A 17,135-nucleotide genomic window follows, 5' to 3' on the forward strand; every position below is an offset into this window, starting at 1 on the left:
GTCGTGGATCGTGAACAGGTGCTGGCCCGGTGTGGCCAGGCCCTGCGGCAGCAGCTGCTCGTAGGCCAGGCGCGAGCGCTCCAGCGCCGCGGCGTCGGGCCAGCGCCCGGCGGCCACGTTCTCCTTGGCGTAGTCGGCCACCGAGTTGTCCTTGAAGCGGGCATAGGCCGCCTCGGTCATGGCGCGCAGCACCGTGCTCATCGTCGTCCCCCTGTATGGCTGTCGGCCCATGTGCCGTGCAGGCGATTGTGCGGGCGTTGTCCCGCCGCGTGTGATCGTCTCGACCCATACCTACACTGACGCCCCATGCCTCTCACCCACCTTGCCCTCGCCCTGGCCGTCGTCGCCGTCTGGGGCACGAATTTCGTGGTCATCAAGTGGGGGCTGGCCGAGCTGCCGCCGTTCCTGCTGGCGGCGCTGCGCTTCGCGATGTCGTCGCTGCCCTTCATGTTCTTCATCCGGCGGCCGGCCACGCCCTGGTGGCGGCTGGCCGCCTTCGGCGTGCTGCTCGGCGCCGGCCAGTTCGGCCTGCTGTTCCTGGCGATGAAGGCCGACATCTCGCCGGGTCTCGCTTCGCTGGTCGTGCAGGCCCAGGTCTTCTTCACGATCGCGCTGGCGGCACAGCAGCTGAAGCTGGCCCAGGTCGCGGCGCTGATGCTGGCCGTGGCCGGCATGGGCTGGATCGGCTGGCAGGCCGCGCAAGGCGGCGCCGGCATCAGCCCGCTGGGTTTGTTCCTGGTGCTGGGTGCGGCGCTGTGCTGGGCCCTGGCCAACGCGGTGGCGCGCGGTGCCGGCCGGGTCGACGCGCTGGGCTTCATGGTCTGGTCCAGCCTGTTCGCGCTGCCGCCGCTGGCGCTGCTGGCGGTGGCTTTCGACGGCGGCCCGGCGGCCATCGGCGCGGCGCTGGCCGCGGCCAGCCCGGCGGCCTGGGGCGTGGTCGTCTGGCAGGCGGTGGGCAACACCTTGTTCGGCTATGGCGCCTGGAACTGGCTGCTCGCGCGCCACCCGCCGGCCACGGTGACGCCGGCGGCGCTGCTGGTGCCGGTGTTCGGCATGGGCGCGTCGGCCATCGCCTTCGGCGAGACCCTGCCGGCCTGGAAGCTCGGCGCCGCCGGCCTGGTGATGTCCGGCCTGGCGCTGAACCTGTGGGCGGCCACGCGATGAGCGGCCCCTGGCCCTGCCTGGCCGACGCGCGGCGCAGCGAACGCGGGCCGCGCTGGCCCTTCTTGCTCGGGGGCCGGCGCGCCGGCTCGGTCGATGCCACCGGGCGCCGCGCGCTCGCGGCCTGGCCGCACTGGATCGCCCAGCTGCCTGACGGCGCGGTGACACTGACCGCGCCGCGTGACACGCGCGATGCGGTGCTGGCCGAGCTGAACGCCGCGCTGCGCGCCCAGGGCCTGATCCGCGCCTGGCGCGACGAGCCGTTTGCGCTGTGGGACGAGGCCGGCGAGCGCGCCGCGGTGATCGAGCGCGCGGCCTCGCGCTTCTGGGGCGCGCTCACGCTGGGGGCGCACGCCAACGGTTATGTGGCCGACCCGGCCAGCGGCCGGCCGACCCACCTGTGGATCGCCCGCCGTGCCTGGAACAAGCCCACCGACCCCGGCCGGCTCGACAACCTGGTCGGCGGCGGGGTGCCACATGGCCAGACGCCGAGCCAGGCGCTGCTGCGCGAGGCCTGGGAAGAGGCCGGGCTGCAGCCCGAGGAACTCGCCGGCCCGGGGAGCCTGGCACGGGGCCGGACCATCGAGCTGGCTTGCGACATCGCCGAGGGCTGGCAGCACGAGTGGCTGTTCGTCTTCGACCTGGCCCTGCCGCCCGGCCGCGTGCCGCGGAACCAGGACGGCGAGGTCGCTGAACACCGCTTGTTACCGATTGCCGACGCCCTGCAATGCGCGGCCGAAGGTCAAATGACGACCGATGCCGCGCTCGCCACGCTGGACTTCGCGCTGCGCCATCACCTGCTGCCCGACGACGAAGCGCGCCCGCTGTCGGTGCGCTTCGAGGCCTTGTGCGTCGCACCGGCCCGGGCGGCGCGTTTTGACGTTCAGCAAATCTGAAACGCCGCCTCAATCGGGCTGAACCGAATCGGGGTCCGGCGTGCACACACTGCCGATCACGATGAACACCCCGGCTTCGCCTTCCACCCCCGCCCGCCGCTACGGCGGCGTCGCCATCGGCTTTCACTGGCTGTTGGCGCTGATGATCATCGTCAGCTTCGGCGTCGGCTGGTACATGAGCGACCTGCCGATGTCGCCGACCCGGCTGAAACTGTTCAACTGGCACAAGTGGGCGGGCGTGACCATCCTCGCGCTGTCGGTGCTGCGCCTGGCCTGGCGCTTGACGCATCGGCCGCCGGCCGACCCAGCCGGCCCGCGTTGGCAGCAGCAGGCGGCGCACGCGATGCACTGGGCGCTGTACGCCCTGTTCTTCCTGGTGCCGCTGGCCGGCTGGGCCTACAGCTCGGCGGCCGGCTTCCCGGTGGTCTGGTTCGGCGTGCTGCCGCTGCCCGACTTCGTCTCGCCCGACAAGGCACTGGCCGACCTGATGAAAGAGCGCCATGCGGTGCTGGCCTGGACGCTCGGCGCGCTGGTCGTGCTGCACATCGCCGCGGCGCTGAAGCACCAGTTCGTCGACCGCGATGGCCTGCTCGACCGCATGCGCTTCGGCCGCCGTCCCACCTCGCCTTGATTGAGAGAGCCTCACTCATGATTGACTCGTCCTTGCTGCGTACCGCCACCGTTGCCGCCATGGCCGTCTCGGGCCTGCTGGCCAGTGGCCTGGTGAACGCCCAGGCTGGCGCGGCCCAGGCCGGCGCAGCCCAGAAGGTCGTCCCCGCCCAGAGCGAGATCGGCTTCACCTCCAAGCAGATGGGCGTGCCGGTGGACGGCAAGTTCCGCAAGTGGGATGCACAGATCGCCTTCGACCCGAAGAAGCCCGAGGCCGGCAAGGTCAGCTTCACGATCGACACGGCTTCAGCCGGCTTCGGCTCGCCCGAGACCGATGCCGAGGTGCCCAAGGCGGCCTGGTTCAACGTCGCCAAGTTCCCGCAGGCGAGCTTCCAGTCCAGCAGCCTGAAGGCCGTCGGCCCGGCGCGCTACGAGGTCGCCGGCAAGCTGACGATCAAGGGCAGCACCAAGGACGTGGTTGTGCCCGTCGCCCTGGCCCAGGCCGGCGGCGTGACCACCGCGACCGGCGCGTTCACGATCAAGCGGCTCGATTTCAAGATCGGCGACGGCGAGTGGGCGGACACGTCCATGGTCGCCAACGACGTGCAAGTCAAGTTCAAGCTCGCCGTGACCGGCATTGCGCCGCTCTGAGCGCCTCTTCCTCCCAACCCCTTTCACCCTCCCTGGAGAACCTCCGCATGAAGACCCCGCTGATCGCCGCTGCCCTGTTGACGCTCGTTGCCACCGGGGCCCAGGCCGACGTCGCGACCTACGGCATCGACCCGAGCCACACCTTCGTGACCTTCGAGATCGCCCACTTCGGCACCTCGACCAACCGTGGCCGCTTCGACAAGAAGGAAGGCAGCGTGCAACTCGACCGCGCCGGCAAGGCCGGCAAGGTCGAGATCACGATCGACACGACCTCGGTCAACAGCGGCACCGCGCCCTTCGACAAGCACCTGAAGAGCGCCGAGATCCTCAACACCGAGGCCTTCCCGACCGCCAAGTTCGTCGGCGACAAGTTCAGCTTCAACGGCGACAAGGTCAGCGAAGTGGCCGGCCAGCTGACGCTGAACGGCAAGACCAACCCCGTCACGCTGAAGGCCAGCAACTTCAACTGCTACCAGAACCCGATGCTCAAGCGCGAGGTCTGCGGCGGCGACTTCGAAACCACCATCACGCGCAGCCAGTTCGGCGTCAACTACGGTCTGCAGTACGGATTCCCCGACGCGATGAAGCTGATCATCCAGGTCGAAGCAGTGAAGCAGTAACTGTCAGGATTTCCCGACCAGCTCGAAGTGTTCGACCACCGGCGGCTCGGCGAAGAACGGGCCGACGATGGCGCGCCACTGCGTGAACAGCTCCGACTGGCGGAAGCCCACCGTGTGGTCCTCGAGCGCGTCCCAGAAGATCATCAGCAGGTAACGCTCGGGGCGCTCGACGCCGCGGTTGACCTTCCAGCCGCGAAAGCCCTGGGCTTTCGCGATCACGGTCGTGATGCCGCGCACGATGGCTTCGTCGAAAGCGGCCTGCTGGCCCGGCGCGATGCGGATGTCGGCGTGTTCGAGGATCATGGCGTGCGGCCTGGTGTCGCTGTGGGGGCCGGCCAGTGTCCCACGGCGCGGATAATCCGGGGTTCCTTCCTCGAATGCGCGCGACGATGAACCGACCCGACGACTGGCAGCACGACCACGAGGTCGGCGGTGCCCCCACCGTGCCCGCCGCCGATGCGGTGGCCACCCACGATTCGACCCGCGTCGACGACGTGCGCATCGGCGCCGTGCGCCCGCTGATCTCACCCGCGCTGCTGCAGGACGAGATGCCGATGCCCGACGAGGCCCAGGCGCTGGTCGAGGCCGCGCGGCGTGACCTGGCCAGCGTGCTGGCCGGCCGCGACGACCGGCTGATCGCCGTCGTCGGCCCCTGCTCGATCCACGACCACGACCAGGCGATCGAGTACGCGCAGCACCTCAAGCGTGTGGCCGACGAGCTCAACGGCGACCTGCTGGTCGTGATGCGGGTGTACTTCGAGAAGCCGCGCACGACGGTGGGCTGGAAGGGCTACATCAACGACCCGCGGCTGGACGGCAGCTTCCGCATCAACGAGGGCCTGAAGCGCGCGCGCCAGCTGCTGCTCGACGTGGCCGCGCTCGGCCTGGCCGCAGGCACCGAATTCCTCGACCTGCTGAGCCCGCAGTACATCGCGGATCTGGTCTCCTGGGGCGCGATCGGTGCCCGCACGACCGAGAGCCAGAGCCATCGCCAGCTCGCCTCGGGCCTGAGCTGCCCGGTCGGCTTCAAGAACGGCACCGACGGCGGCGTGAAGGTCGCCGCCGACGCGGTGGTCGCGGCCCGCGCCGCGCACGCCTTCATGGGCATGACCAAGATGGGCCAGGCCGCGATCTTTGAGACCCGCGGCAACGACGACTGCCACGTGATCCTGCGCGGCGGCAAGCAGCCCAACTACAGCGCGGCCGACGTCGAAGCCGCCTGCGCCGTGCTGCGCGCCTCGGGCCTGCGCGAGCAGGTGATGATCGACTTCTCGCACGCCAATTCGAGCAAGCAGCACCGCCGGCAGATCGAGGTCGGCGCGGACGTGGCGGCGCAGATCGCCGGCGGCGAGCGCCGCATCACCGGCGTGATGATCGAAAGCCATCTGCACGACGGCCGGCAGGAACTGGTGCCCGGCCAGCCGCTCAAGCCCGGCGTGTCGATCACCGACGCCTGCCTGGGCTGGACCGATACCGAGCCGGTGCTGCGGCAGCTCGCCGGCGCCGTGCGCCAGCGGCGCGGGCGCTGAGCGCGCGCCCCGCGGCTTACTGCAGCGCCGCGGTCCCGCTCGTGTTCCCGCTCGTGTAGATCGACGGGCGGAAGTCGGGCATGTGCACGCCCTCGTCGCCCATGGCCCACAGGGTCAGCCGGTCGGCCGCCATCGGCTTGGCGAACAGGTAGCCCTGCAGCTCGTCGCAGCGCAGCGCCAGCAGCATGTTGCGCTGCTCGTCGGTCTCGACGCCCTCGGCGACGACCCGCAGGCCCAGCGCGTGGGCCATCTTGACGATCGCGTCGACGACGGCCAGCGCGTCGGAGCTGTGCTGGATGTCGGTGAACAGGCTGCGATCGACCTTCAGCTGGGTCACCGGCAGCTTGCGCAGCAGCGCGAAGTTGCAGTAGCCGATGCCGAAGTCGTCGATCGACAGCGTCACGCCGAGCTGCGCGAGGGCGGCAAAGGCGGTGACGGCCGCGTCTTCCATCAGCACCGACTCGATGATCTCGATCGTCAACAGGGCCGGGTCGACGGCGTGGGCGTGCAGGGCGTGGCGGATGCGCTGCACCAGGTTCTCCTGCCGCAGCTGGTGGGCCGACATGTTGATCGACATGCGCATGCGGATGCCGAGGTCCATCCATTCGCGCAGCTGGCGACAGGCCTCGTCGATGACCCACTGGCCGAGCGCGCCGATCAGGCCGAAGCGCTCGGCCACCGGGATGAAGATGCCGGGCGAGATCAGCCCCTTGGTCGGGTGCTGCCAGCGCACCAGGGCCTCGACGCCGGTGATCTGGCCCGAGCGGCCGTCGATCTTGGGTTGGTAGTACAGCACCAGCTCCCCGTGCTCGATCGCGCCGCGCAGCGCGTGCTGCAGCTCGAGCTGGGCCCGGCTGTCGTGCTCCATGCTGGGCTCGAAGATCGCGAAGCCCGCGCCGCCGGCGCGCTTGGCGGCGTACATCGCGGCGTCGGCGCGCGCGAGCAGCTTCTGCGCCGGGCCGTGCTCGGGGTACAGCACGATGCCCACCGAACCGGACAGGTGCACCTCGGCGCCGCTCGGCAGCTTGCAGGGCACGGCCAGCGCCTGCAGCACCCGCTTGGCCAGCTGGCCGGCGCCGGCGCCCGGGTGCTCGGCCAGCAGCAGGAACTCGTCGCCGCCGACGCGGGCCACCACATCCGACTGGCGCGCCAGCTCCTGCAGCCGGTGGCCGACTTCGCGCAGCACCGCGTCGCCGGCGCTGTGGCCGAAGGAATCGTTGACCGGCTTGAAGCCATCGAGGTCGACGAACATCACCGCCAGGTTGCCGCCCGGCCCGGCCGGGTCGTCGAGCAGTTCCAGCGCCTCGGTCAGCCGCTCTTCGAACAGCAGCCGGTTCGGCAACCGGGTCAGCGGGTCGGTCAGTGCCTGTTCACGCAGGCGGCGGTTCGCTTCGCTCAGCGACGAGGCCAGCACGCGGTTGCGGCGCGAGGCGCGGGCGTCGATCAACACGCCGATCAGGCCGAGCAACACGGCCAGCGCGCCGGCCGCGCAAGCCCATTGCAGCGCCTCGACGCCGACCAGCGACGCGCCGGCGGGCGGCATGGGCCCGGCGAAGCCGAGGCTGCCGAGCGTCAAGGCCTGGGCCAGGCCCGAGGCGAGCGCGAAACCGGTGGCCGCCAGGCCCAGGCGCAGGCCGAAGCCGCCGAGGGCACTCCAGCGCCGGCCGAAGCTGAGGCCGAAGCCGGCCATCGCCGCGGCGGCCACGCCGGCCAGCGCGAACAGCGGCCAGGCGGGCCCGGTCGCGCTGGCCGAACTGACCACAGGCGGCTCGGCCAGGCTGGCCAGCGACAGGCTGTGCACCACGGTCCACACCAGCCCGAATCCCAGGCCTTGCAGGACGAGGTGGGCGGTGTCGCTCCAGTTCAGGCGCGCGGAGGCCAGCACGGCGGCCAGGCCCAGCGAGGCGGCCAGGCCGCTGCCGGCCATCGGCCAGCCGCGAAAATGCGGTTCCCAGGGCAGGCCCAGGCCGGTCAGTGCGAGGAAGTGGGCTGCCCACAGCCCGGCGCCGCCGGCCAGCGCGCCGGCCCCCCACCACCCCAGCGCGGTGACCGCGTCGCTCGAGCGGATCTTGCGCAGCCCGTGGCCGATCAGGCCGAACACCAACCCGGCGAGCACCGCGGCCAGCGCCATGGCCGGCCCCTGCAACTCGGGAGCGGCAAGGGCAGGGGTGAGCGTGGCGGCGAGCGGCGCGGGCATGGGGCAGGCGAGGGGCGCCAATTATTGGCCCCGCCTGCGCCGGCCGCGACGCCGGCGTCTGAACATTCATGCAGATGGCGTGAAGCCGAGCGCGCGGCGCTGCCGGACCTCGGGTTTGACCCGGTGCTCGCTCTCGAGCTGGGCGAGAAATTCGTCCGGCCCGAAGGGGGCACCCAGCACCTCGACCTGGCGTTGCACCGCGGCAAAATCGCCCGGCGCGAGCTGGTCCAGCGCGGCCAGGCGCTGGTGCTGCTCGCTGTTCAGCGCGCTGGCATCGCCGCCCAGCGCCTCGGCGACGAACATCGCCACCCGCTGCTCGGTGCGCAGCGCCTTGAAGCGGATCTTGAAGGTGAAGCGGCGCAGCGCGGCCTCGTCGAGATCCTCGAACAGGTTGGTCGTGCAGATGAAGACGCCGGGGAAGCGCTCCATGCCCTGCAGCATCTCGTTGACCTCGCTGACCTCGTAGTGCCGCTCGGCATAGCGCCGGCTGCGCAGGAAGCTGTCGGCCTCGTCGAGCAGCAGCACGGCCTCTTCGGACGCGGCCTCGTCGAACATCCGGGCCATGTTCTGTTCGGTCTCGCCGACGAACTTGCTCATCAGGTCGCTCGCCTGGCGCACCAGCAGCGGCCGGCCCAGCGCGGCGGCGATGTGCTCGGCCAGCGCCGTCTTGCCGGTGCCCGGCGGGCCGAAGAAGCACAGCGCGCCGTGCGAGCGCCGCTGCAGCGCGGCCACGATCTGCGGCACCCCGAAGCGCGACTCGACGTTCAGCAGCGACAGGTCGTAGTGCGTCACCGCCGGCCGCGCGCCGCGCTCTCGGCTGCCGCCCAGCGCCAGGTCGGCGTGCGCGAGCTGGCGCTCGATCATCGCTTCCAGCTCGTCGGGCGGCGCGGCCAGCTCGGCAAAGCGCACGGCCGTGCGGATCTGCGCCGGCGTCAGCCCGCGCCGGCCGGCCAGCCGGGCGGCGAAACCCTCGCTGACGGCCGTGCCGGCCAGCGCGCGCGCGACCAGCGCCTCGCGCGCGCCGGGCGGCGGCGACTTCAGCTCGAGGTGGTACTGAAAGCGGCGGCGGAACGCCGGGTCGATCTGCTCGATGCGGTTCGTGATCCAGATCACCGGCACCGGGTTCGATTCGAGGATCTGGTTGACCCAGGCCTTGCCGCTGACACTGGCCGACGAGGCGCCGTCGCCGGCGTCCAGCCGCGCCATCAGCTGCGCGGTGTCGCTCGGGATCGCCGGGAACACGTCCTCGACCTCGTCGAACAGCAGCGCGACGTTGGCCCCGCCCTTGAGGAACACCTGGCTGATCTGCAGCGAGCGGTAGCGGTCGCGCCCGGTCAGCGAGTTGCCGTCGCGGTCGGCGTATTCGACTTCGTACAGCTCCAGCCCGGCGGCCTGGGCGCAGACCTTGGCCAGCTCGGTCTTGCCGGTGCCGGGCGGGCCGTACAGCAGCACGTTGACGCCGGCGGCCTTGGCGGCGACCGCGTTGCGCAGCAGCGCGCACAGCACCTTGACCTCGTCGGCCACGAACTCGAAGTCGGGCACCTCCAGCGTGGTGTGCGGGGCCGGCCGGGTGAAGACGGCCATCAGGTCGCTCGGATCGCGGTACTCGCGCATCAGCACCGGCGGCAGCTGCTCGCTGACCTTCATCAAGTCGGCCAGGTCGGTGATGTTGTGCTCCGAGATCAGGTTCTCGACCATGCCGATGCGCTCGAGCCGCGAGCCCGCGCGCAGCGCCTCGGCGACCTCGCGCTCATCGACGCCGGCCACGCGCGCCAGCATCGCGAAGGCCTCCTGCGCGTTCGACACCTTGAACTCGACCAGCAACCCACGCAGCTCGCGCTGGTAGCGCGCCAGCGTGCCGTACAGCAGCAGCGCGCGCTCGGCCGGGTTCAGCTGCAGCAGCTGGCCGAGCGCGTCGATGTTCTTCTCGACCAGCGTCGCGTGCTTCTTCAGCGCCCGCTCGAGCCACTCGGCGGTCGCGTTCAGCGTGGCGAGCAGGTCCTTCGGCGCGTCCTTGATGTACTCGTCGATGTAGAAGAACAGCGAGCTTTCTTCGTACGGCCCGCGCCACGCGCCATGGCGCTCGATGAAGGCGGCGTCGGTCAGCCGCTCGTGGCCGGACCAGTGCTCGTTGTTGCAGCAGCGGCGGGCGAGGAACGAGCGCAGGCGGTGCAGCACCGGCAGCGGCCAGACGAGGTGGCGCCCGGTCAGGCCGAGCAGGCTGCTCCAGTCGCGGCGCAGGTTGAAGCGGCCGCTTTGCGCCAGGGTCAGCGTCAGCACGAAATGCGTGCACAGCCGGTCCAGCACCGGCGCTTCGGCCAGGCCGGGCGACAGCACCACGCGCGCATCGGCTGCTAGACGCTTGACCACTGCTTGAACGCCACGTCGAAGTGGCGCCGATCTTGGCCCAGGCGTGGCGCGTCGGCAAGCCCCAGCAGCGCGCGGGGTCAGCGCGCGGCGCCGATCAGTGCATGGTCAGCGGCTGTTGCGCGAGCTGCGTGTAACCGGAGATGAATTCGTCGATCTCCTCGGTGCCGGACTCCTCGTCGTCGGCCAGTGCCTGGACGCCGTCGCGAAAGCCCCGCGCCAGCGCCCCGTCGAGGAAGATGCCCTTCCTGGCCAGCTTGTCGACGATCTCGTAGCCGCCGCGGGAAGAGGCGTCGTCACCGTTGGGCAGGTCGGCGCCGGCCTCGCGATCGAGCGAGATCTGCACCACCGCAAACGCGTCGGAGTTGTAAACCAGGTTCATCGCACCGTGCCTCCTTAGGCTGCTGCCAGGCCGGAACGGCCCCTTGAAGCGCACATGGGCGCCGGGCCGCCGATTTCAAGGTGCGCCGCGCGCCGCCGAGCTTGCCGCCGGGGCCGGCAGCGGGCCGGCGAGCCAGAAGGCCTCGGACGCGCCACGGCCCGGCACCTGGGTGAAGCGCAGCCCCACCGGCAGGTGGCCGGCCTCGCGCGCCAGCCACACCTCGACGCGCTGGTCGTACGGCTGCGACGGCTCGCGCACCAGGTGCACGGTGGCGATCGGCTGGCCGGCGGGCTCCAGCCGCTCTTCGCCCGCCACCTCGAAGCGCCACTCGGTCACCTGGCCACGCGCATTGGCCACCTGCAGGCGCAGACGCTGGCCGGTGCGCAGCCCGCCCGGCTCGGCCTGGCCGATCGCCATCAGCTGCAACAGCACGCTGACGCGGTCCTGCGCGCCGTCGTACAGCGCCAGCGCCCGGGTCGAGCTGGAAAAGCTGATCACCCCCGCGTCGCGCTGGAAGTTCGCCGCGCGCACCTCGACCCCGCGCTGGCGCTCGACCATGCGCTGCGGTGCGATGCCGGCGACATCGAAGCCGCCGCGCGAGACCCAGTCCATCAGGGCCTTGTCGGCCACCACGCCGTAGAGCTGGGCGCGGTAATGCGAATTGCCTTCGCCGCTGAGCTCGAAGCTGAGCCGGCCGATGCCCCCCTCGTCGCCACGCTCGACGCGGTAGTCGAGCTTGAACGGCTGGCTCGGCACCTGGGTCGTGTACACCGGCGGCCGGCCACCCTCGGCCTCGGCCTGGGCCGAGGCGACGCTGCCGGGCATCGGCGCAGCCGGGCTGGCCGATGACTCATCGGCCGGCGTCGGCTCGGTCCCGGCGACCGCCTCGGGGGCCAGCGGGCCGGCGCTCCAGTCGATCGGGCGGTCCGGCGGCTGGCGGATCGACGGTGGCTGCGCCGGCCCGGCCTCGGGGGGCGGCGCCGGCTCGGGTGGCGGCGCGGGCTGCGGCGGTGCCGGCTCGGGCGGCGGGGGCTGGGGGCCGGCGGCGTCTTCGCTCGGCGCCGGCGCCGCGGCCGGGGGCGCCAGCGTGACCAGCTGGATCGCCGGCACCTGCGCGGGCGCGCGGCCCAGCGGCTCCTGCAGCGGGCCGATCAGCCAGGCGTGCGCGGCCAACACCACCAGCAGCACCGTTGCGAGCTGGCCGCGCCGGCGCCAGGCCAGCAGGCGGGGATGGGGGCCAGGGGGCGACACGGGCATCGGACGACAATGGTGCCATCAGTCTGACGCGTCCCTTTTTTGTCGACCGCCCCATGAAACTCGCCACCTACAAGGACGGCTCGCGCGACGGCCAGCTCGTCGTCGTCTCGCGCGACCTCGCGACCGCGCACTACGCCAACGGCATCGCCGGCCGGCTGCAGCAGGTGCTGGACGACTGGAACTTCCTGTCGCCGCAGCTCGAGGACCTCTACACGACGCTGAACCACGGCAAGGCGCGGCACGCCTTCGCCTTCGACCCGGCGATGTGCATGGCGCCGCTGCCGCGCGCCTACGCCTGGGTCGACGGGTCGGCCTACCTGAACCACGTGGAGCTGGTGCGCAGGGCGCGCGGCGCCGAGATGCCCGAGTCGTTCCTGGGCGACCCGCTGGTCTACCAGGGCGGCAGCGACGATTTCCTCGGCCCCTGCGACGACGCGCCGTTCACCAGCGCCGAGGCGGGCATCGACTTCGAGGCGGAGATCGCGGTGGTCACCGGCGACGTGCCGATGGGGGCCACGCCGGGGCAGGGGCTGGAGAGCATCCGCCTGCTGATGCTGGCCAACGACTGGACGCTGCGCAACCTGGTGCCGACCGAGCTGGCCAAGGGCTTCGGCTTCTTCCAGAGCAAACCGGCGACGGCCTTCAGCCCGGTCGCCGTGACGCCCGACGAGCTGGGCGACGCCTGGGCTGCCGGCCGCGCGAACCTGACGCTGCAGTCGAGCTGGAACGGCCGCAAGGTCGGTCTGGTCGAGGCCGGGCCGGAGATGAACTTCCACTTCGGCCAGCTGATTGCCCACATCTGCAAGACACGCCATCTGCGCGCGGGCGCCATCGTCGGCTCGGGCACCGTCAGCAACAAGGAGGCCTCGCGCGGCTACAGCTGCATCGCCGAGAAGCGCGCGCTCGAGATGATCGAGCACGGCGAGGCGAAGACCGGCTTCATGCAGTTCGGCGACACGATCCGCATCGAGATGAAGGGCAAGGACGGCCACAGCCTGTTCGGCGCGATCGAGCAGACGGTGGTGGAGGCCGCATGAACCGGCTGCTGCGCGCCGCGCTCGGCCTGGCGGCCGCGGCCCTGACGCTGCTGGCCGCGCCCGCGGCGCTGCACGCCGCCGAGGCCTGCCCGCCGCAGCCGGCGGCGCTGACGCCCGACGACGTGGCGCAAGGCATGCGCCAGGCGGTCGACCGCGGCTTGCTGTGGCGCGTCAGCAAGGGCGGCCGCACCTCCTGGCTCTACGGCACGCTGCACGTCGCGCGCAAGGCCTGGATGTTCCCGGGCCCGCAGGTGCGCCAGGCGATGCAGGCGGCGGACCGCGTCGCGCTCGAGCTCGACCTGCTCGATCCAGCGATCACCGGCCGGCTGGCCGGGCTGATCACGGCCGGCCCCTCGGCCACCCCGCTGCCCGAGCCGCTGGCGCGCCGCCTGCGCGTGCAGGCCGAGGCGAACTGCGCCGGGCCCGATTTGGCGGCGCTGAAGCCCGAGATGCAGGCGGTGACGGTCACCGTGATGGTCGGCCGCCGCGCCGGGCTGGAGCCGGGCTATGCGATCGACGGCTTCCTGGCCGGCTTCGCACGCGGCCTGCACAAGCCCGTGCTGTCGCTCGAAACGCCCGAGGGCCAGATCGGCCTGCTGCTGCAGGCCACGCCCGCCGAGACGGCGAGCTTCGTCGACCATGCGCTCGACGACATCGAGCGGGGCCAGGCGCTGAAGACGCTCGAGCGCCTGGCCGAGGCCTGGGCGCGTGCCGACTGGAACGAACTGAGCCACTACGCCGACTGGTGCCGCTGCCTCGACACCGAACACGACCGCGCGCTGATGCACCGCCTGGCCGACGAGCGCAATGTCGCGATGGCCGACCAGCTGCAGAAGCGCCACGAGGCTGGCGAGCGGCTGTTCGTCGCGGTCGGCGCGCTGCACATGATCGGGCCGGAGGGCCTGCCGGCGCTGCTGGCCGCGCGCGGCTTCACCGTGGAGCGGGTGGAGTAAGGCCCCCACGCCCCCTTCCGGGGGCTGCCCCCCATGGGGGCTCGCGCGGCCGACCGGCAAAGCCGGATCCGCGCACGCCACTTGGTGGGCGGCGGCTCCTGCGGAGCGCCTTTCCCGTACCATCTTCCATCCCACGCAAACACCAGGAGCGGGTGATGGCAGATGCGGCCAGTTTCACGAAGATGGTTCCGGGCTTCGATTTCCTGCAGGGGCTGGTGAAGAACGCCGGCGCCGCGCTGCCCAACATGGGCCAGTGGATCGCGCCGACGCTGAACCCCGAAGAGCTGGAGAAGCGCATCGAGGAGCTGCGCACCGTGCAGTTCTGGCTCGAGCAGAACGCCCGCATGCTGGGCGCGACGATCCAGGCGCTGGAAGTGCAGCGCATGACCTTGTCGACGCTGAAGACGATGAACGTGCAGATGGGCGAGCTGCGCGATTCGATCAAGCTCACCGTGCCCGGCATGGAATCCATGACCCCGGCCGCCCCGGCCGAGCCTCCCGCCGCGCCCACCCCGGCCAAGAAGGCCCCGGCGAAGCGGGCCGCATCCGGCGCGAAGGCCCGGGTCGAGACGCCGATGGGCACGGTGGACCCGATGCAGTGGTGGGGCGCGCTGACCAAGCAGTTCACGACGCTGGCCGCTGGCGCGATGAAGGACAGCGCCACCGACGCGGCCAAGAACCTGGCCGGCGCGATGGTCAAGCAAAGCTTCGATGCCGCCGGCGAGACCCTGAAGCGCGCGGTCGAGATCGGCGCGCAGGTCCCCGTCAAGGCGACCAAGGTCGCGGCCAAGGCGGTCGAAGGGGGCGTGAAGGTGGCATCGAAGGCCGCCGCCACGGCCGGGGCCGCCAAGCGATCCACGCCGCGCAAGCGCAGCTGAACGGCACCTGCGGGGCACTCGAGCGCGGCGATTGCGACACGCCAGGTCACGACTGAATCAACCTGCCGGGGGCTTCGGCTTCAGCGCCGATTCAGTCGGCGCTTGCTACAGTGGCTGCCACGATGTCTGTGCTGCCCCATGCATCCGAGCCCGTCGTCGACGGGTCGCGCCGCGCCGCGCGCCAGCGCGAGGTCGTTGCTGCGCTGCAGGCCGTGCTGCCGCCGCACGCGCTGCTGTGGCAGAGCGAAGACACCACCCCGTACGAATGTGACGGCCTGACGGCCTACCGCCAGCGCCCGCTGGCCGTGGCGCTGCCCGAGACCGGCGCCCAGGTCGGCGCCGTGCTGCGCGCCTGCTCGGCGCTGGCGGTGCCGGTGGTGGCGCGCGGGGCCGGCACGGGCCTGTCGGGTGGCGCGATGCCGCACGCCGAAGGCGTGACGCTGGGCCTGGCCAAGTTCAACCGCATCCTGAAGATCGACAAGCAAAGCCGCACGGCGGTCGTGCAATGCGGCGTGCGCAACCTCGCGATCAGCGAGGCGGCCGAGCCGCTGGGCCTGTACTACGCGCCGGATCCGTCGAGCCAGATCGCCTGCACCATCGGCGGCAACGTGGCCGAGAACTCCGGCGGCGTGCACTGCCTGAAGTACGGCCTGACGCTGCACAACGTGATGAAGGTCAGGGGCTTCACGATCGACGGCGAGCAAGTCGAGTTCGGCGGTGACGCGCTCGATGCACCGGGGCTGGACCTGCTGCCGCTGATCGTCGGCAGCGAAGGCATGCTGGCCGTGGTGACCGAGGTCACCGTGAAGCTCACGCCCAAGCCGCAGCTCGCGCGCTGCATCATGGCCAGCTTCGACGACATCCGCCGCGCCGGTGACGCGGTGGCCGCGATCATCGCCGCCGGCATCATCCCGGCCGGCCTGGAGATGATGGACAAGCCGATGACCGCCGCGGTCGAGGATTTCGTCCACGCCGGCTACGACCTGAACGCCGCGGCCATCCTGCTGTGCGAGAGCGACGGCACGCCGGAGGAAGTGGACGAGGAGATCGGCCGCATGATGGACGTGCTGGCCGGCTGCGGCGCGACGCGCATGGAGGTCTCGGCCAACGAGGCGCAGCGGCTGAAGTTCTGGAGCGGGCGCAAGAACGCCTTCCCCGCTTCGGGCCGCATCAGCCCCGACTACATGTGCATGGACTCGACCATCCCGCGCAAGCGCCTGGCCGACATCCTGATCGCGATCGCGCAGATGGAAACCAGGTATGGCCTGCGCTGCTGCAACGTCTTCCATGCCGGCGACGGCAACCTGCACCCGCTGATCCTGTTCGACGCCAACGACCCCGACGAGCTGCAGCGTGCCGAACTGTTCGGCGCCGACATCCTCGAGACCAGCGTCGAGATGGGCGGCACGGTGACCGGCGAGCATGGCGTCGGCGTCGAGAAGCTCAATTCGATGTGCGTGCAGTTCAGCCCCGAGGAGCTCGCGCAGATGGGCGGCGTCAAGTCGGCCTTCGACCCGCCGGGCTTGCTGAACCCCGGCAAGGTGCTGCCCACGCTGCAGCGCTGCGCCGAGTACGGAAAGATGCACGTCAAGCGCGGTCTGCTTCCCTTCCCCGAGCTGGAGCGGTTTTGAATCGGCTTAAGCCAGCCTTCATCGGGCCTCGCGACGATCGGCACTCCATTGCGGGAGTCGCCGATGCGAACGCTTGTTTCCCTGGTGCTGCTGGGCGCCGCTGCGGCGCAGGCCACCGACTTCCAGCTCGCCCCGGTCAAGCTGCCAGGCGGGGTGACGATCTTCGGCACCGTGTCGACCGACGGCACGATCGGCCCGCTGGCGCCGGCCAACCTGACCGGATGGCGGGTCACCGTGCGCACGGCCACGCGCTACGACTACACGCCGTCCAACGCGCCGCCCTCGAACGTGTTCGGCGTGGCGGTGACGGCCGATGGCCGCAAGCTGCGCGTGGCCGCCTCGCCGGACGGGACCGGCGGCGCGTTGTCCTTCGGCACCTACATGCCCGAGGTGGGTGTGCACCTGGCCAACTACAGCCAGAGCTGGCCGCCCGGCATGGGGTTCGCGATGTACCAATACGGCGCGGACTTCGAGTACCTCGACATCCCCGTGCCGCCGAGCGGCTGGCGTGTGGTGGCGAGGGCAGCGGCGGGCAGCAGCGTCTACAAGATCGTGCCGGTGAGCTTCGTCAGCGGCGCCGTGATGACCGGCACCCTCACCACCGACGGCAGCACCGGTGTCATTGGCCCGGCGCAGCTGCTCGACTGGCATGTCACCGTGCGCAACCACAGCGACGTCGTCTACTACCAGGACGCCAGCGGGGCCAACAGCGAGGTGTTGCCCACCACCCAGGGCTTGTCGACCGACGGCCGCACGCTGTTCGTCGCGCGGCCGGGCGGCTATCTGGGCGTCGGCGTGCCGGCGGTGCCACCCGGGCGCCCGCGCGGCGCGGTGCCGGCCGATTTCAGCGATGCCGCTCCACCCAAGGGCCAGGCCGGCTACTTCGACGCCTTCACCGTGCAATACGTGCCACTGCACTTCGGCGGCACGCTGTATCCCGCGGCGCAGGCCATGCCCTGAATCACGG

17 protein-coding genes are annotated in these 17,135 nt (G+C 71.3%); 11 read left to right on the forward strand and 6 right to left on the reverse strand.

Annotated elements, in window-relative coordinates; translation table 11 throughout:
* Positions 1-201 (reverse strand): hypothetical protein (locus VJ693_RS07070; RefSeq protein WP_324152810.1); only part of this gene is annotated, 201 nt, incomplete at its 3' end.
* 105 nt (positions 202-306) lie between these two features.
* Here VJ693_RS07070 and VJ693_RS07075 point away from each other — a divergent pair.
* The 5 genes from VJ693_RS07075 (at position 307) to VJ693_RS07095 (ending at position 3,937) form a co-directional block, all read left to right on the forward strand.
* Positions 307-1,164, forward strand: a complete 858-nt coding sequence (locus VJ693_RS07075; protein WP_324152811.1) for an EamA family transporter — start codon at positions 307-309, stop codon at positions 1,162-1,164.
* A complete protein-coding gene (locus VJ693_RS07080) occupies positions 1,161-2,057 on the forward strand; it encodes an NUDIX hydrolase (RefSeq protein WP_324152812.1) in 897 nt (298 codons plus the stop codon). Before VJ693_RS07075 ends, VJ693_RS07080 begins: the two co-directional genes overlap by 4 nt.
* 61 nt (positions 2,058-2,118) lie before the next feature.
* Complete coding sequence (locus tag VJ693_RS07085) at positions 2,119-2,688, forward strand: cytochrome b (RefSeq protein ID WP_324152813.1); 570 nt, start codon at positions 2,119-2,121, stop codon at positions 2,686-2,688.
* 59 nt (positions 2,689-2,747) lie between these two features.
* Entirely contained in the window at positions 2,748-3,317 is a 570-nt protein-coding gene (locus VJ693_RS07090; protein ID WP_324152877.1) for a YceI family protein, read from the forward strand.
* 47 nt (positions 3,318-3,364) lie between these two features.
* Complete coding sequence (locus VJ693_RS07095; protein WP_324152814.1) at positions 3,365-3,937, forward strand: YceI family protein; 573 nt, start codon at positions 3,365-3,367, stop codon at positions 3,935-3,937.
* 3 nt (positions 3,938-3,940) lie between these two features.
* On the opposite strand, the gene VJ693_RS07100 is transcribed toward VJ693_RS07095, so the two are convergent.
* Positions 3,941-4,240, reverse strand: a complete 300-nt coding sequence (locus VJ693_RS07100) for an antibiotic biosynthesis monooxygenase family protein (RefSeq protein ID WP_324152815.1) — start codon at positions 4,238-4,240, stop codon at positions 3,941-3,943.
* Between the two features lie 86 nt (positions 4,241-4,326).
* Here VJ693_RS07100 and VJ693_RS07105 point away from each other — a divergent pair, with 86 nt between their 5' ends.
* Positions 4,327-5,466, forward strand: coding sequence for a 3-deoxy-7-phosphoheptulonate synthase (locus VJ693_RS07105; protein WP_324152816.1), 1,140 nt, complete (start codon positions 4,327-4,329; stop codon positions 5,464-5,466).
* 16 nt (positions 5,467-5,482) lie between these two features.
* On the opposite strand, the gene VJ693_RS07110 is transcribed toward VJ693_RS07105, so the two are convergent.
* The 4 genes from VJ693_RS07110 to VJ693_RS07125 form a co-directional block, all read right to left on the reverse strand.
* Positions 5,483-7,663 (reverse strand): putative bifunctional diguanylate cyclase/phosphodiesterase, encoded by a 2,181-nt coding sequence (locus VJ693_RS07110; protein ID WP_324152817.1) that lies wholly within the window; start codon positions 7,661-7,663, stop codon positions 5,483-5,485.
* A gap of 66 nt (positions 7,664-7,729) precedes the next feature.
* Positions 7,730-10,033 (reverse strand): ATP-binding protein, encoded by a 2,304-nt coding sequence (locus VJ693_RS07115; RefSeq protein ID WP_324152818.1) that lies wholly within the window; start codon positions 10,031-10,033, stop codon positions 7,730-7,732.
* A gap of 94 nt (positions 10,034-10,127) precedes the next feature.
* Complete coding sequence (locus VJ693_RS07120) at positions 10,128-10,412, reverse strand: BTH_I0359 family protein (protein WP_324152819.1); 285 nt, start codon at positions 10,410-10,412, stop codon at positions 10,128-10,130.
* A gap of 75 nt (positions 10,413-10,487) precedes the next feature.
* Positions 10,488-11,669 (reverse strand): DUF3108 domain-containing protein, encoded by a 1,182-nt coding sequence (locus tag VJ693_RS07125; RefSeq protein ID WP_324152820.1) that lies wholly within the window; start codon positions 11,667-11,669, stop codon positions 10,488-10,490.
* A gap of 53 nt (positions 11,670-11,722) precedes the next feature.
* Between VJ693_RS07125 and VJ693_RS07130 the strand changes: the two genes are divergently transcribed.
* The 5 genes from VJ693_RS07130 (at position 11,723) to VJ693_RS07150 (ending at position 17,128) form a co-directional block, all read left to right on the forward strand.
* On the forward strand, positions 11,723-12,706 hold the full coding sequence (locus VJ693_RS07130) for a fumarylacetoacetate hydrolase family protein (RefSeq protein WP_324152821.1): 984 nt from the start codon (positions 11,723-11,725) through the stop codon (positions 12,704-12,706).
* Positions 12,703-13,659, forward strand: coding sequence for a TraB/GumN family protein (locus tag VJ693_RS07135; RefSeq protein WP_324152822.1), 957 nt, complete (start codon positions 12,703-12,705; stop codon positions 13,657-13,659). The genes VJ693_RS07130 and VJ693_RS07135 overlap by 4 nt, the downstream gene beginning before the upstream one ends.
* A 155-nt stretch (positions 13,660-13,814) precedes the next feature.
* Positions 13,815-14,537 (forward strand): PhaM family polyhydroxyalkanoate granule multifunctional regulatory protein, encoded by a 723-nt coding sequence (locus VJ693_RS07140; protein ID WP_324152823.1) that lies wholly within the window; start codon positions 13,815-13,817, stop codon positions 14,535-14,537.
* Between the two features lie 122 nt (positions 14,538-14,659).
* On the forward strand, positions 14,660-16,168 hold the full coding sequence (locus VJ693_RS07145) for an FAD-linked oxidase C-terminal domain-containing protein (protein ID WP_324152824.1): 1,509 nt from the start codon (positions 14,660-14,662) through the stop codon (positions 16,166-16,168).
* Positions 16,169-16,231: 63 nt separating this feature from the next.
* Positions 16,232-17,128, forward strand: coding sequence for a hypothetical protein (locus tag VJ693_RS07150; RefSeq protein WP_324152825.1), 897 nt, complete (start codon positions 16,232-16,234; stop codon positions 17,126-17,128).
* The last annotated feature ends 7 nt before the right edge of the window (positions 17,129-17,135 follow it).

It is taken from the genome of Ideonella sp. (assembly GCF_035254525.1).
Classification (GTDB): Bacteria; Pseudomonadota; Gammaproteobacteria; order Burkholderiales; family Burkholderiaceae_C; genus Ideonella.

What these genes read in the sequence shown, in the direction of transcription:
- VJ693_RS07075 (WP_324152811.1), top strand. Translation starts at nt 307, where the DNA reads ATGCCTCTCACCCACCTTGCCCTCGCCCTGGCCGTCGTCGCCGTCTGG.
- VJ693_RS07130 (WP_324152821.1), top strand. Translation starts at nt 11,723, where the DNA reads ATGAAACTCGCCACCTACAAGGACGGCTCGCGCGACGGCCAGCTCGTC.
- VJ693_RS07085 (WP_324152813.1), top strand. Translation starts at nt 2,119, where the DNA reads ATGAACACCCCGGCTTCGCCTTCCACCCCCGCCCGCCGCTACGGCGGC.
- VJ693_RS07150 (WP_324152825.1), top strand. Translation starts at nt 16,232, where the DNA reads ATGCGAACGCTTGTTTCCCTGGTGCTGCTGGGCGCCGCTGCGGCGCAG.
- VJ693_RS07090 (WP_324152877.1), top strand. Translation starts at nt 2,748, where the DNA reads ATGGCCGTCTCGGGCCTGCTGGCCAGTGGCCTGGTGAACGCCCAGGCT.
- VJ693_RS07135 (WP_324152822.1), top strand. Translation starts at nt 12,703, where the DNA reads ATGAACCGGCTGCTGCGCGCCGCGCTCGGCCTGGCGGCCGCGGCCCTG.
- VJ693_RS07140 (WP_324152823.1), top strand. Translation starts at nt 13,815, where the DNA reads ATGGCAGATGCGGCCAGTTTCACGAAGATGGTTCCGGGCTTCGATTTC.
- VJ693_RS07105 (WP_324152816.1), top strand. Translation starts at nt 4,327, where the DNA reads ATGAACCGACCCGACGACTGGCAGCACGACCACGAGGTCGGCGGTGCC.
- VJ693_RS07120 (WP_324152819.1), bottom strand. Translation starts at nt 10,412, where the DNA reads ATGAACCTGGTTTACAACTCCGACGCGTTTGCGGTGGTGCAGATCTCG.
- VJ693_RS07080 (WP_324152812.1), top strand. Translation starts at nt 1,161, where the DNA reads ATGAGCGGCCCCTGGCCCTGCCTGGCCGACGCGCGGCGCAGCGAACGC.
- VJ693_RS07095 (WP_324152814.1), top strand. Translation starts at nt 3,365, where the DNA reads ATGAAGACCCCGCTGATCGCCGCTGCCCTGTTGACGCTCGTTGCCACC.
- VJ693_RS07125 (WP_324152820.1), bottom strand. Translation starts at nt 11,669, where the DNA reads ATGCCCGTGTCGCCCCCTGGCCCCCATCCCCGCCTGCTGGCCTGGCGC.
- VJ693_RS07100 (WP_324152815.1), bottom strand. Translation starts at nt 4,240, where the DNA reads ATGATCCTCGAACACGCCGACATCCGCATCGCGCCGGGCCAGCAGGCC.
- VJ693_RS07145 (WP_324152824.1), top strand. Translation starts at nt 14,660, where the DNA reads ATGTCTGTGCTGCCCCATGCATCCGAGCCCGTCGTCGACGGGTCGCGC.
- VJ693_RS07110 (WP_324152817.1), bottom strand. Translation starts at nt 7,663, where the DNA reads ATGCCCGCGCCGCTCGCCGCCACGCTCACCCCTGCCCTTGCCGCTCCC.